Source organism: Micromonospora sp. NPDC049799, assembly GCF_040656655.1.
Taxonomy (GTDB): domain Bacteria; phylum Actinomycetota; class Actinomycetes; order Mycobacteriales; family Micromonosporaceae; genus Micromonospora.
The window spans coordinates 1-12,899 of record NZ_JBFAMU010000109.1 but is presented as its reverse complement, the minus strand read 5'-3'; the positions used below and the strand labels follow the sequence as shown (position 1 = coordinate 12,899).

Sequence of the window (12,899 nt, the reverse complement as noted above, 5' to 3'; positions counted from 1 at the left end):
GTCGCCGGGCTGCGGCGCCGCCGTGCGCACGGCCGTGGGCAGCGCGGTGTCCAGGTCCAGCGGCGGCAGCCACGCCGGTACGGGCAGCCGCACGGCCACGCCGAGCAGCCCCGGACCGCTGCCCTCGACCGGCGCGACCGCCACCAGCCGGGTGGTGAGCGGGCGGAGCAGCTTGCCGATCGTCAGCCCCGGCACGTCGGGGGCGTCCCCCGCGATGACGGCCACCTGGTCGTACGCCGTCGGGGCGCCGGCCCCCGGATCCGACGGGGCAGGGTCGCCCGGCGCGGCGGTCGGTGGCACGCCGGCTGCAGGTGGAGCGGCGAGCGCGGCGAAGACGGCGGTCGGGGTCGGTTCGGGAACCTCGTGGACGGCGGTGCCGGGCCAGACCACCGCGTCGGCCAGCCACCGGTCCGCCGGGGTGACCGCCACGGCGGTCTCGACCTCCTGGAGGGTGGCGAGAAGGTCGACCACGTCCTCGGCCAGCGCGGTGCGCCAGTCGACCGGGTCGACGCCCGGGGGCGACCAGGACACCGGCGCGAGCAGCGCCACCACCAGACGTCGGGCCATCCCCCGACCCTAACCGGTGAAGGAAGGGCCCCTTCTTAACACCTGAGGAGCCGGGTGGACCGGCCCAGGAGCGTCAGTCGGAGAAGGACGTGCCGGAGGCGGCGGCCACACCCTCCAGGTAGCCGCGGGCGCGCTCGGACTTCGGGTACCGCGCGACGAGCGCCCAGAATCGCGCGTTGTGGCTCGGCACGATGAGGTGCGCCAACTCGTGCAGGAGGACGTAGTCGATCACCCAGTCCGGCATGTCCTGCAGGCGGTGGGAGATGCGGATGGTCCGGTCCGCCGGAGTGCACGAACCCCACCGGCCGTTCTGGTTGTTCACCCACCGGACGCTGGTCGGGACGGCTGCGGCGCCGTGCTCGGCGAGGTACTGCTTGATCAGCCGGCCGGCGCGGTCGAGCAGCTCGGCGTCGGAGCGGGCCAGGCGTCCCTCACGGGCGGCGAGCCGGGCGAGCATCCGGTCGACCCACTCGCTCTCCTCGGTCTGGGAGAACTGGTCGGGTATGAGGACGACAACCCGCTCGCCGTCGCGATAGGCGGACACCGTCCGTCGCCGGCGCTGGCTGCGCCGTACCTCGACGACGGGCTTGCGCGCCGCGGCCATCAGCGGACCGCGCAGCCTCGGGAAGCTGTCACGAGGGAAAGCTAATGCGTACTGACCAGGGGTCCGCAAGAGTCAACACGATGACACGTGCCCGGAAAATGCTGATTGGTCGCCAGGAGTCCCGAAAATTCTTTGACTGATCATGGAGCAGCGTCGTCGTCACACCCCGTGGCGACGGTCGAGGCCCGCCCCGCTCTCCGCCCTCACCGTAGGTGATCATCCCGGCTTTCGTCACCCTCGGAGGCCCCGATCGACCCCTCCACCGGCATTTGGTCGGCGTGTCCCTGCCAAACTGACTTATCCGACCTAATTCGCGATGCACACTCTCGACGTCGACTTGCTCACAGTGGCGATGCATAGCTGACATGGAACTGCCCGTAGCTGGGTAGGGTCCGCGGACCAGCGGTCACGAAGGTGGCCGCGACGGAAGACCGAGCGCCGGCGCCCGCCGTGGCCCGCCGCCGGGAGAACCGCCGGTACGCGTTCGCCGGCGGACGAGACGAGGAGGGCACCGTGGCCGACCAGGCCCAGACCTACAACGGTTACTGCGTCAAGTGCAAGGAGAAGCGGGACTTCGAGGGGCATGTCGAGGTTTCGAAGACCGGTATGAACATGGCCAAGGGCAAGTGTCCGGTGTGCGGCACAACAGTGAACCGCATCCTGGGCAAGGCGAAGGTCTGACCCGTACGGGTCGCGCGGAAGGGGTGGCCGGCGGCCACCCCTTCCGCCGTCTCCGGCCTCGGGACCGTACTGTCCGCTGACCGACACGGTTACCGAGCGGTTGTGGATATCCCCGGATTTCCTGTGGACAACGCAGGGTAGGGGACCGACCACCTGTGGACAACGATCCACGGACAGCACGGAAGCGGTCACTATTCGTTGTCATGACGTCCCCGCCGCTTCCCCGCCCCACCCTGCTACCCGGGCTCAGCCGGCTCTGGCGGGACCGCCACACCCTCCAGCTCGGCATCGAGCCGGGTCGCGCCGTCCTGCTGGAGGTCGCCAACCCCCGCGCGGCGCGGCTGCTCGACCTGCTCGACGGCACCCGCAGCGAACGCCACGTCCTCGATCACGCGACCCACGTCGACGTCCGACCGGACGAGGCCCGTGACCTGCTGGCGGCGCTGCGCGGAGCGGGTCTGGTGGTACCGGCGCACACCCTGCTGCCGCGCGACCTGGCCGAACCGGCGCGGACCCGGCTCGCCGCGGAGGCCGGCGCCCTCGCCCTCACCGCCGCGCGGCTGCCCGGCACGCCCGCCCAGGTGCTTCGCCGGCGGCGCGCCGCCCGGGTCGTGGTGACCGGCACCGGTCACCTGGGGGCGGCGGTCGCACTCGCGCTGGCCCAGGCCGGCGTCGGTCATCTTTATCCGGACCTGACCGGCCCGGTCCGGCCGGCAGACCTGGTGGGTACCGGGATCCCGGCCGCCGAGCTGGGGCGACCACTCGGGCCGGCGGTCCGCGACGCGGTCGGCCGGGCCGCACCGGGCACCGGCACCGGCCCGCTGCGCCGCGGCCGCGCCGACCTGGTGGTCCAACTCGGTACGGCACGACCGGCCGCCCTGGTCGCGGCCGGTCACGCCCAGCGGCGCCAGCCACACCTGCTCATCACCCTCCGCGAGGGCGTCCCGGTGGTCGGGCCGCTTGTCCGCCCGCCCCTCGGCCCCTGCCTGCACTGCCTGGACCTGCACCGCACCGACCGTGACCCGGACTGGCCGGCGCTCGCCGCCCAGCTCGCCACCGACACCGCCGACGGGGCGTGTACCGCCGCGACCCTGCTGGCGGCTGGCGCGTACGGGACCGCCGAGGCGCTGACCCACCTGGACGGGGGCACCCCGGAGACTCTCGGCTGCACCGTCGAGGTCGGCGGCGTGGGACGCGTACGCCGCCGGATCTGGCCGCCGCACCCGTCCTGCGCCTGCTCACGGGCCCGCCGGTGACCCACGCGGGGCCGTGCCCGGCGCTTGGCGGGGCGGGCGGTGACGCCCAGCAACGCCGCACGGCAGCAGCGGACCCGCCGAGTCGGTAACAATGGCCGGGTGACCGACATCCCGCGCCGGGCCGTGTCCCGGACCGCCAAGCTCGCCGCACTGCCGCTCGGCTTCGCCGGTCGGACCGTCCTCGGCATGGGTAAGCGCGTCACCGGGCTCGCGTCCGACGTGATCTCCGCGGAGATCCAGCAGCGCACCGCCGAGCAGCTCTTCAGCGTGTTGGGGCAGCTCAAGGGCGGTGCGATGAAATTCGGGCAGGCGCTGTCGGTCTTCGAGGCCGCGCTGCCGGAGGAGATCGCCGCCCCGTACCGGCAGGCGCTGACCAAGCTCCAGGAGGCCGCACCGCCACTGCCGGCGGCCAGCGTGCACAAGGTGCTCGCCGAGCAGCTCGGCCCCAACTGGCGGGACCGGTTCGTCGAGTTCGACGACACCCCGGCCGCCGCGGCCAGCATCGGTCAGGTGCACCGGGCCCTCTGGCGGGACGAGGGCTACGGCCCGTCGGGCGCGCCGAACACCCGGGACGTCGCTGTCAAGATCCAGTACCCGGGCGCGGGCGAAGCCCTTCTCTCCGACCTCAAGCAGCTCTCCCGGCTCGGCGGGATGTTCCGCGCGATCCAGCCGGGGCTGGACGTCAAGCCGCTGCTCGTGGAGCTGCGCGAGCGGATCACCGAGGAGCTGGACTACGAGCTGGAGGCCGAGTCGCAGCGGGCCTTCGCCACCGCGTACGCGGACGACCCGGAGATCTTCATCCCGGCGGTGGTCTCCGCGTCGCCCCGGGTCCTGGTCACCGAGTGGGTCGAGGGCATCCCGCTGGCGGAGATCATCCGGGAGGGCACCGAGGAGCAGCGCGACGAGGCCGGGCGGCTGATGGCGGAGCTGCACCTGTCCGCGCCAATGCGCGCCGGGTTGCTGCACGCCGACCCGCACCCGGGCAACTTCCGACTGCTCCCGGACGGCCGGCTCGGCGTGATCGACTTCGGCGCGGTGGCCCGCATGCCGGAGGGCACGCCGGAGCCGATCGGCCGGCTGGCCGGGCTCGCCCTGCGCGGCGAGGCCGACGAGGTGGTGGCCGGTCTGCGCGAGGAGGGCTTTCTCAGCTCGACCGAGCCGATCGACGGCCAGGCGCTGCTGGACTACCTCCAGCCGATGCTGGCCCCCGTCGCCGAGGACGAGTTCCGGTTCACCCGGGCCTGGCTGCGCGCCGAGGCGACACGTCTGGCCAGCCCCAAGTCACCGGCGTTCCAGCTGAGCCGGCAGCTCAACCTGCCGCCGTCGTACCTGCTCATCCACCGGGTGACGCTGGGTTCGATCGGGGTGCTCTGCCAACTGGAGGCGAAGGCGCCCTACCGGGCCATCCTGGAGCGCTGGCTGCCCGGCTTCGCCCCGGTCGCCTGACCCGCGCGCACCGCGCGTCCGCTGCCCATCGGGTGTCAAGAGGGGCCCCTTCCTCTACGCCAGGCGTTAAGAAGGGGCCCTTCCTTGCACGCGCCAGGGGCGGGCGACCGGATCGGTCGCCCGCCCCTGGACCTCAGGTGGGACTACAGCGCGCCCAGTTCCCGGGCGGACCGGTTACGACCGGCCATGGCGACGGAACGGGCGGGACGGGTTGCCTCAGTGCTCGTGGTGCGTGCGGCCTGAGGCCGGAGCATTCGGGCCCGGGACAACGCTTCGTGGAGTAGTTGCAGGTTGGTGCCGTTGGGCAGGTGCAGCATGATCATCAGCTTTCTCGTAGCCGGTCGGGACCGGCGGGGGGTTGGTGGAACGGATCGGGTAGGTCAGGCTGCCAGCCGGACCGCAGCGCGCGTGGACAGCCCGCTGGCTGCCAGGCGCACCTCGGCCTCGACCCGGAGTGCGGCGTCACGGGCGATGTCCTCCTTGCGCGGACGGCCACGGGGCCGCTTGCGCGGGACGACCGCGCCACGCTCGAAGATCTCGCCGCCCCAGACGCCCCAGGGCTCGGCCCGCTCGACCGCGCCGGCCAGGCACTCGACGCGCAGCGGGCAGTCCCCGCAGAGCGACTTGGCCAGTTCCAGTTCGGTGGGCGAGTCGGAGAACCACAGGTCGGGGTCGAACTTCCGGCAGGGCAGGTTCGCCTCCACCTCGACGCTCACGTCGAGCGGGGCCAACGCCAGACTCATCTCCCGGTCACCTCTCTCTCACTTCGATCTTGTGGATCGCTGTTCCGACGTACTACGGCGGGCAAAAAACTGAGGCCGCGGATCCCGGTATGCGGGTTCCGCGGCCTCGAGGTGAGCCGGTGGTCTGGTATCAGACCGGTCTACCTCGAGGTGGAACTCCGCGGACGTCCATGCGCCGCTTGGCGACATTGACGCCCTTGCCCGTGAAGCCACTGATCCCCTGGGTCCACTGCGGTGCCGGCGCGAGAATCAGCTCGGCCTGAAGCTCGGCCTGGTGCACCTGCGGAACCGACGGTCGCGCAGCGGCGACAGCCACCCGGACAGCCGTCAGCGGAGCGCAGGCAGCAGTCAGCGGCGCCGTCGGGCGCTCATACATGTTGAAGATCTCCACCGGAACCACCTCCTCTGCGTGCCCTCGTGCCGACATGTCCGAACCCCTGTGAGCAGCCGGAATGGCGCCGCTCCCAAGGTGTGTCCTGAGGCTATTCCTCGTCCGGGGGCGAGGGCAAACGAATTTACGACGAGATTTCGAAAGTTTTCTCCGAGCAGACATCGTCGACCGCCGCGCCCGCCACCAGGGCGAGCACCGCCTCCCCGTACAGGCCCAGTTTCCGGGGCCCGATGCCGGCGATCGCGATGAGGTCCTCCGACCGTCCGGGACGACGCTCGGCCAGCGCCACCAGCGTCGCGTCGGTGAACACGACGTACGCCGGGACCTTCTGCGCGCCCGCCACCCGCGCCCGCCAGTCCCGCAGCCGCTCGTGCAGCTCCTCGTCGATGTCGGACGGACACGTGGGGCAGCGGCCGAGCTTGCGGTCCGGCCCGGCGAGCAGCGTCGCGCCGCAGATCCGGCAGGAGACGATCTGGGTGCGGCGCCGCTCGGGCCGTCGACCCGGGCCGGCGGTGCCGCCGGCCCGCTCCGTCCCACCCGACCGGTCGAGTTGCGGCAGGAACCGCGAGGGCCGCCGGGCCCGTCCGCCCGGCGAGCGCGCCACGGCGTACGACAGCCAGAGCCACTCCCGGGCCCGGGTGACACCGACGTAGAGCAGCCGGCGCTCCTCCTCCACCTGCTCGACGGTCTTCGCGTACGTGGTCGGGAGGGTCCCCTCGGAGAGGCCGACCAGGAAGACCGCGTCCCACTCCAGGCCCTTCGCCGAGTGCAGGGAGGCCAGGGTCACCCCGTCCACGGTCGGTACGTGCTGGGCGGCGGCCCGGCGGGCCAGTTCCTCGTTGAAGTCGGCCAGTGTGACCGCGCGCTCCACGGAGGCGGCCGGCCCGATCGGCAGCACCTCGGGGGTGGCCGCGTACTCCTCGGCGAGCTGGACCAGCGCGGCGAGCGCCTCCCAGCGCTCGCGCGCGGCGCCGCCGGTGGGTGCGGCGTCGGGCGCCCAGCCGACCGCGGTGAGCGCCTCCGTCACGGCGGTCGGCAGCGGGGTCTCCCCCGGGATCGAGCGGGTGGCGGCCCGCAGCGCGACCATCGCCTGCCGCACCTCGACCCGCTCGAAGAACCGCTCCGCGCCCTGCACCACGTACGGCACCTGCGCCTCGGTCAACGCCTTCTCGTACGCCTCGGACTGGGCGTTGGTCCGGAACAGCACGGCGATCTCCCGGGCCGGGGTGCCGGCGTCGATCAGCGCGCGGCAGCGCGCGGCGACGGCGTTGGCCTCGGCCGGCTCGTCAGTGAAGATGCGCAGCTCCGGTTCGGGGCCGGGTGGGCGCTGGCCGACCAGTTCCAGCCGTAGCCGCGCCTCAGCGCCCCGGGCCTGCGAGATGACCGCGTTGGCCAGCCCGACGACCTGCGGGGTGGACCGGTAGTCGCGGACCAGCCGGACCACCGTGGCGCCCCGGTAGCGGCGGGGGAAGTCCACCAGGTACGACGAGGTGGCGCCGGTGAACGAGTAGATGGTCTGGCTGGCGTCGCCGACCACGGTCAGGTCGTCCCGGCCGCCCAGCCACGCGTCCAGCAGGCGTTGCTGGAGCGGGTTGACGTCCTGGTACTCGTCGACGACGAGGTGCCGGTACTGGGCGCGGACCTGCTCGGCGACGTCCCGGTGCTCCTCGATGCCCCAGACCGCGGCGCGGAGCATGTCCTCGAAGTCGATCACGCCGCCGGAGCGCTTGAGCCTCTCGTACGCGGCGAAGACCTCGGCGACCCGCCCCGCCTCGTGCGGGGTGTCGCGCAGCGCCTTGGCCGCCGCGACCACGTACTCCGAAGGCTCGACCAGGGACGACTTGGCCCACTCGATCTCACCGGCGAGGTCCCGGGCGGCCGCCCGGTCGGTCCGCAGGCCGACCTTGGCGGCGGCGAGGGTGACCAGGCGGACCTTGCTGTCCAGCAGCTCCGGCATGGCCCGGCCCTCCAGCAGCCGGGGCGCGAAGTAGCGCACCTGGCGCAGCGCCGCGGCGTGGAAGGTGCGCGCCTGGACGCCCGGCACCCCGAGCGTGGCGAGTCGGCTCCGCATCTCCGCGGCGGCCCGGGCGGTGAAGGTGACGGCGAGCACGTGCCGGGGGGAGATGTCGCCGGTCAGCGCCCGGTGGGCGATCCGGGAGGTGACGGCCCGGGTCTTACCGGTCCCGGCACCGGCGAGGATGCAGACCGGGCCGGCCGGGGCGGTCACCGCCGACCGCTGCTCCGGATCCAGGCCGGCGAGCACGCGTTCGGACGTCGAGTGAGCCACCACAGCGAGGAATTGTCTCAGCTCCACCGGGCGTTGCACCTGGGGCATGCGGCCCGAGTGTCGGAAAGCATGCCGCATAGCCTGGGCTTGATCGGCAAGCCGCGTGACCGGACCGTTGGAGGATCTGACCATGCTGACGATGTATTCCACTTCCTGGTGCGGCTACTGCCACCGGCTGAGGTCGCAGCTCGACCGGGAGGGCATCGGGTACGAGGTGGTCGACATCGAGCGGGACCCGAAGTCCGCGGAGTTCGTGATGAGTGTCAACGGCGGCAACCAGACCGTCCCGACGCTGCGGTTCGCCGACGGCAGCGCCCTGACGAACCCCTCGATCACGCAGGTCAAGCAGCACCTGGCCAAGCTGGCCGCCTGACCCCCGCAGCACCGCCGACGAGCGGCCGTCCCCTCCCGGGGCCGGCCGCTCGTCGCATCCCGGCCCCTCCCCCCTCATCGCCCGCGACGTCCCGGGCGTGTCGAGGCGACAACTTCATGATCGACGAGCCGGGCGGCCGGGCGGCGGGGGGACGGGATGCGGGTGGGGGTGGAGGGTGGGGGTGGGGGTGGACTGAGGGTGCGGCCGTGCCAGAGGTAGGCGCCGGCGAGGAGGGCGGCCACGCCCACCGCCACGAGGAGCAGGCGGTAGTCGAGGACCCCCACCAGCAGGGCGCCGGCTCCGATGGAGAACGCCTGCGGGCCGCTCACCACGGCCTCGCCGGCCGCGGCCACCCGGCCGATCAGGCCCGGGGGCGTACGCCGCTGGATCAGCGTGTGCAGCCCGACCATGGTCAGCGGCAGGGACACCCCGGCCAGCAGCACCCCGGTGAAACCGAGCCACAGGGTCGGGTACGTCAGCGCGAGCGCGGCCGGCCCGAAGCACGCCACACCGGCGGCGAGCGTGCCCACCTCACCCGCCCGCCGGACCACGGCCGGTGAGACGAGCCCACCGACCAGGCCACCTATCCCCTGCACGGCGACGAGCACCCCGACGAACGCCGCGTCCCGGCGCAGTCCCTGGTCGACGTACGCGAAGATGAGCGACTCGCTGAAGCCCATCACCAGGGAGCCGAGGCCGTAGCCGACCAGCGCCCGGCGCAGGGCCGGCTCCCGGGACAGGTGCCGGATGCCGGCGCCCAGTTCGGCGGGCCAGCGCAGCTCCCGCCCGGACGGCGGCGTCTCGGTCACGCGCAGGGCGCCGACCACGGCGGCCGCGGCGAGGAAGCCCGCCATCCCCACCACCGCGAGCATCCACCCGCCCAGGGCGGCGTACAGGCCGGCACCGGCCAGCGGCCCGACCAGCCGCAGGCCCTGCCGGACGGTCTGCAGCACGCCGTTGGCCTCGGCCAGCAGCTCGACGGGCACGAGCTGCCGGATGAGGCCGTTGAGCACCGCGCTGAGGGTGATGTACGACAGGCCGTACAACGCCCCCACGGCGTAGATGATCCACACCTCGGACCGGTCGGTGACCAGGAACAGCGGCGTGAGCAGAACCGCGGTGACGATGTTGGCCGCCACGAAGAACGGGCGGCGGGGGTACCGGTCGACGAACCAGCCGACCAGCGGCGCCAGCGTCATCGGCGCGATGATCGCGAAGATGGTGGCGCCGGCCATCCCGTCCGATCCGGTCAGCTCCTTGACCCAGATGGCGAGGGCGAGCAGCAGGATCGACTCCGCGGTCATGCTCGCCACCAGTCCGCCGAAGAGCAGACGGAAGTCGGGGCGGCGCAGGACGGTGCGCATGGGGTCCCTCCGTCGGGGGTGGTCAACGCCGTCGCGGGCGCGGCGGGGGGGGAGGAGGCGCGGTCGGTACTGGTCACCGCCCCTTCCGCCTCCGCTTTTCTGCGAGACACGCCCTGCGCGGGAACCTCCTGCACGGGTCGCGCCGTCCATACTGACGGTGGGGGCCGAATTTCATACAGTTACCGTCGCGTCTGCGGCGGTCGACGGGAAAGAGGACATCGTGCCTCCTGCCTCACCGAGCCCGATCCTGCGGCGGCGCAGGCTCGGCGTCGAGTTGCGCCGATTGCGCGAGGCGGCCGGCCTCACCGGGGACCAGGTCATCGAGCGGATCGGCTGGGCGTCCGCGTCCAAGCTGTCCCGCCTGGAGAACGGCCGCAGCCGTCCGGACCCGCAGGACGTCCGTGACCTGCTCGACCTCTACCGGGCCGACGGCACGCTGCGCGACGAGCTGCTGGGCATCACCCAGGAGGCCGGCGACATGCGCGGCTGGCTGAAGAACTTCCCGGTGATGACCCAGCAGCAGCGCGGCTTCGCCGAGCTGGAGGCGGGGTGCGCGGTGATCTCCGAGTACAACCCGGTTCTGGTGCCGGGCCTGCTCCAGACGGCCGAGTACGCGCGGATCCGGATCGCCTCGGTCCACGAGTTCGACGAGGGGACCGGCGACCCCGAGGCGGCCGGGGGCATCGACACGGAGGTGCAGGCACGGCTGGCTCGCCAGACGCTGCTGAGCCGCGAGCCGCACGCGCCCCGCTACACGGCGGTGCTGGAGGAGGCTGCCCTGGGCGGCCGGACGGCGCCGCCGGAGGTGCTCCGCGAGCAGCTGGTGCAGCTCTGCGAGCTGGCGATGCTGCCGAACGTCACGCTCCATGTGCTGCCCCAGGACACCCGGATCGGCAGCTGGTACCTGCCGCCGACCGCGTTCTCGCTCTACCGGTTCGCCGATCCCCAGGATCCGGAGACGGTGGCGATCGAAGGTGGGTTCACCGACGTCATGTCGACGGAGGTAAACGCACTAAATGGCTATAAAGTGGTGTTCGAGTGGCTATGCACGGCGGCGCTCTCCGAATCGGACACCCTCTCCTGGCTGATCGAGGCCACGGGGCGGCTGCCCGACACGGCGGACCCGTCCACAGTGGCGTACGGGGCGGCAACGGCGCCATCCCAACGCCGCCGGCACTCCGGACGGCTGACGGAACGGTGATCCACGGGGGACCCGTCGTCGGGTCGTGCCTCGCCACTCGTTCCATCGGTCCGTTCACATCTCAGGAGTGACACGATGAAGGATGACATCCGCAACACGCCGTCCGTTCTCGCGCAGTTGGCGGACGCCCCGTGGCGTACCAGCACGCGCAGCCAGACCTCCAACTGTGTCGAGGTCGCCCCACTCCGCGACAGCCCGGTGGCGGTGGCGCTGCGGGACAGCAAGGACCGGGGCGGCCCGGTCCTGCTCTTCGACCGCGCGGGCTGGCTCGGCTTCCTCACCGGCACCAGGAATGGTGAGTTCGACCTCGACTGAGCCGGCACACGGGCGGGGCCGTCGGCAGGAGCCGGCGGCCCCGTCGCATGTCCGACACCATCCGTCCGGCGTGGCGGGAGCGACACGCGCCGATGGCGGCTCCAGCCTGTCGACCTGGGGTCGCCTGATCGGCCGACGCTCAGCACCGATAGTCGCGTTTCACTTGCTGGGATCGCTACCGGGCGTAACATGACGACAGAGTGACGTGGAACTTCCACCCGGTTCCCGACCGTCGCGACACATCCGGAGACCCCCATGCGGTTCCTGATCGTTCGCACCGACGTCCGCGCCGCCGCCGACGTGGACATCGCCGCCGCCTGGGCCGGCGGCGGTCACCTCCGGGACGAGACCACCGCGCCCGAGCCGCGCCGCCAGGTCGTGCACGCCGAGGACCGCGACGCGGCAATGCACCTGGCCCGGGCCCTCGCCTCGGTCGGGGCGGTGCGCTCCGGCCGGCAACGGGTGAAGGTCCTCCCGCTCGACGCACCCCGCCACCGTTGGCGCGGCCTGACGGACGACCGCGGCAGCTGACCCGGAGACGTCCGTCGTGGTCGGACCGGCTCCCCCGCCGCGTTCCTTGCCCCATCCGACCACGGCGGCCCGTGTTCCCGGTCCGTGACCGTCGCGGCAACGACGGTCACGGACCGGGACGCACACCGGCCTAGCCGTCGAGCCAGCGGTGGACGAGGAAGAGCGCGATCGAGGACGGTGGCGGCAGGATCAGCCGGTCGCCGCCGCCCACGGGCACCGTCCGCCCGGCCAGCGCCGCACCGATCTCGGTCCGGGAGAACCAGCGGGCGTACGCGATCTCGGCGGGATCGACGTGCACCGGGTGCTCCGGGTCGGCCGTGGCGAGGAAGCCCAGCATCAGCGAGCCGGGGAACGGCCACGCCTGGCTGCCCGCGTACGCGATGTCGGCGACCGGGACGCCGACCTCCTCGCGGACCTCGCGCAGGACGGCGGCCTCGGCCGACTCCCCCGGCTCGATGTACCCGGCGAGGCACGAGAAGCGCCGCTCCCCCGGCGTGCGCGGCCAGGTGGCGTTGTTGCCCAGCAGGCACCGCCCGTCCGGACCCCGGACGCCGTCGTGCACCAGCACGATCATGGCCGGGTCGGTACGCGGCCAGATGCGGTCCCCCTCCGGATCGACCCGGACCCAGCCGGCCTCGTCGACCTCGGTGCGCCGACCGGTGACCGAGGAGTAGACGTGCCGCCGATGCCAGTTCAGCAGCGCCAGGGCAGTGGTGAAAAGGCCGGCGTCCCGGTCGGCGAACAGGTGGCCGACCTCGCGCAGGTGCACCGCCCGGGTGCCGGGCAGCGCGGGCAGCGGGGCGTCCACCAAAAAGACCGGTACGCCGTCCGGCTCGACGCCGAGGAACATCGCCCCCGCGACGGCCGGCGCCGGCACGTCCTCCGGCTCCACCAGCACCAGCGTCGGCGGAGTGGTGTCGGTGCGGGCCAGCGCCCGTCCGTCGTTGCCGGTGTCGACGACCAGTACCCGCGCCCTGCTCCACGCCTGCGCCAACCAGGCCGGATCGTTACGCCGGTGCGCCGCCCGGTCCAACGTCGTGCGGGCCAGCGGCGGCATGTCCTCCCCGCCGGTCACGCCGGCCGCCCGGGCGGGCACGCGTCGACCCCGTCGCAGGCGGTGCGCGCACCTGCCATACGGTT

General features: G+C 72.9%; 14 protein-coding genes. 7 read left to right on the top strand and 7 right to left on the bottom strand.

All coding sequences use genetic code 11. The features are described from left to right. Together AB0I76_RS11575 and AB0I76_RS11570 are read right to left on the bottom strand one after the other, a co-directional pair. On the bottom strand, nt 1-567 hold a 567-nt coding region (locus AB0I76_RS11575; protein WP_357033507.1), incomplete at its 3' end, for a hypothetical protein. Nucleotides 568-640: 73 nt separating this feature from the next. Further along, nucleotides 641-1,171: a M48 family metallopeptidase gene (locus AB0I76_RS11570; RefSeq protein WP_357033504.1), complete on the bottom strand. Its 531-nt coding sequence runs from the start codon at nt 1,169-1,171 to the stop codon at nt 641-643. A gap of 513 nt (nt 1,172-1,684) precedes the next feature. Between AB0I76_RS11570 and AB0I76_RS11565 the strand changes: the two genes are divergently transcribed. The 3 genes from AB0I76_RS11565 to AB0I76_RS11555 all read left to right on the top strand — a co-directional run bounded on the left by AB0I76_RS11565 (nt 1,685) and on the right by AB0I76_RS11555 (nt 4,554). Continuing rightward, nucleotides 1,685-1,852 (top strand): DUF5679 domain-containing protein, encoded by a 168-nt coding sequence (locus AB0I76_RS11565; protein ID WP_007464795.1) that lies wholly within the window; start codon nt 1,685-1,687, stop codon nt 1,850-1,852. A gap of 203 nt (nt 1,853-2,055) precedes the next feature. Next, nucleotides 2,056-3,108, top strand: coding sequence for a hypothetical protein (locus AB0I76_RS11560; protein ID WP_357033501.1), 1,053 nt, complete (start codon nt 2,056-2,058; stop codon nt 3,106-3,108). Between the two features lie 99 nt (nt 3,109-3,207). Further along, a complete protein-coding gene (locus tag AB0I76_RS11555) occupies nt 3,208-4,554 on the top strand; it encodes an AarF/ABC1/UbiB kinase family protein (protein ID WP_357033498.1) in 1,347 nt (448 codons plus the stop codon). 380 nt (nt 4,555-4,934) lie between these two features. Here the strand turns inward: AB0I76_RS11555 and AB0I76_RS11550 are convergent, their stop codons facing one another. From AB0I76_RS11550 to AB0I76_RS11540, 3 genes are all read right to left on the bottom strand, one after another. Further along, the gene (locus tag AB0I76_RS11550; protein WP_357033495.1) at nt 4,935-5,297 is read right to left on the bottom strand and encodes a WhiB family transcriptional regulator; all 363 of its coding nucleotides are present in this window, start codon (nt 5,295-5,297) and stop codon (nt 4,935-4,937) included. A gap of 130 nt (nt 5,298-5,427) precedes the next feature. Continuing rightward, nucleotides 5,428-5,688: a hypothetical protein gene (locus AB0I76_RS11545; protein WP_357033493.1), complete on the bottom strand. Its 261-nt coding sequence runs from the start codon at nt 5,686-5,688 to the stop codon at nt 5,428-5,430. A gap of 124 nt (nt 5,689-5,812) precedes the next feature. Then, a complete protein-coding gene (locus AB0I76_RS11540; RefSeq protein WP_357033513.1) occupies nt 5,813-7,978 on the bottom strand; it encodes an ATP-dependent DNA helicase UvrD2 in 2,166 nt (721 codons plus the stop codon). A gap of 127 nt (nt 7,979-8,105) precedes the next feature. On the opposite strand from AB0I76_RS11540, the gene AB0I76_RS11535 reads away from it, so the two are divergent. After that, nucleotides 8,106-8,348 (top strand): mycoredoxin, encoded by a 243-nt coding sequence (locus AB0I76_RS11535; RefSeq protein WP_357033490.1) that lies wholly within the window; start codon nt 8,106-8,108, stop codon nt 8,346-8,348. 74 nt (nt 8,349-8,422) lie between these two features. On the opposite strand, the gene AB0I76_RS11530 is transcribed toward AB0I76_RS11535, so the two are convergent. Then, on the bottom strand, nt 8,423-9,712 hold the full coding sequence (locus AB0I76_RS11530; RefSeq protein WP_357033487.1) for an MFS transporter: 1,290 nt from the start codon (nt 9,710-9,712) through the stop codon (nt 8,423-8,425). 220 nt (nt 9,713-9,932) lie between these two features. Between AB0I76_RS11530 and AB0I76_RS11525 the strand changes: the two genes are divergently transcribed. The 3 genes from AB0I76_RS11525 (at nt 9,933) to AB0I76_RS11515 (ending at nt 11,759) form a co-directional block, all read left to right on the top strand. After that, on the top strand, nt 9,933-10,913 hold the full coding sequence (locus AB0I76_RS11525; protein WP_357033484.1) for a helix-turn-helix transcriptional regulator: 981 nt from the start codon (nt 9,933-9,935) through the stop codon (nt 10,911-10,913). 75 nt (nt 10,914-10,988) lie between these two features. Beyond that, nucleotides 10,989-11,228, top strand: coding sequence for a DUF397 domain-containing protein (locus AB0I76_RS11520; RefSeq protein ID WP_357033481.1), 240 nt, complete (start codon nt 10,989-10,991; stop codon nt 11,226-11,228). A gap of 255 nt (nt 11,229-11,483) precedes the next feature. Then, nucleotides 11,484-11,759 carry a hypothetical protein gene (locus tag AB0I76_RS11515; RefSeq protein WP_357033478.1) on the top strand — a complete coding sequence of 92 codons (276 nt, stop codon included), beginning with the start codon at nt 11,484-11,486 and terminating at the stop codon, nt 11,757-11,759. A 130-nt stretch (nt 11,760-11,889) separates the two neighbouring features. On the opposite strand, the gene nudC is transcribed toward AB0I76_RS11515, so the two are convergent. Continuing rightward, nucleotides 11,890-12,816 carry an NAD(+) diphosphatase gene (gene nudC, locus AB0I76_RS11510; RefSeq protein WP_357033510.1) on the bottom strand — a complete coding sequence of 309 codons (927 nt, stop codon included), beginning with the start codon at nt 12,814-12,816 and terminating at the stop codon, nt 11,890-11,892. Nucleotides 12,817-12,899 lie beyond the last annotated feature (83 nt).

Bases quoted from the DNA above. Each gene is read 5' to 3' on its own strand.
- AB0I76_RS11570 (WP_357033504.1), bottom strand. From the start codon at position 1,171: ATGGCCGCGGCGCGCAAGCCCGTCGTCGAGGTACGGCGCAGCCAGCGC.
- AB0I76_RS11560 (WP_357033501.1), top strand. From the start codon at position 2,056: ATGACGTCCCCGCCGCTTCCCCGCCCCACCCTGCTACCCGGGCTCAGC.
- AB0I76_RS11550 (WP_357033495.1), bottom strand. From the start codon at position 5,297: ATGAGTCTGGCGTTGGCCCCGCTCGACGTGAGCGTCGAGGTGGAGGCG.
- AB0I76_RS11535 (WP_357033490.1), top strand. From the start codon at position 8,106: ATGCTGACGATGTATTCCACTTCCTGGTGCGGCTACTGCCACCGGCTG.
- AB0I76_RS11530 (WP_357033487.1), bottom strand. From the start codon at position 9,712: ATGCGCACCGTCCTGCGCCGCCCCGACTTCCGTCTGCTCTTCGGCGGA.
- AB0I76_RS11520 (WP_357033481.1), top strand. From the start codon at position 10,989: ATGAAGGATGACATCCGCAACACGCCGTCCGTTCTCGCGCAGTTGGCG.
- AB0I76_RS11515 (WP_357033478.1), top strand. From the start codon at position 11,484: ATGCGGTTCCTGATCGTTCGCACCGACGTCCGCGCCGCCGCCGACGTG.
- nudC (WP_357033510.1), bottom strand. From the start codon at position 12,816: ATGCCGCCGCTGGCCCGCACGACGTTGGACCGGGCGGCGCACCGGCGT.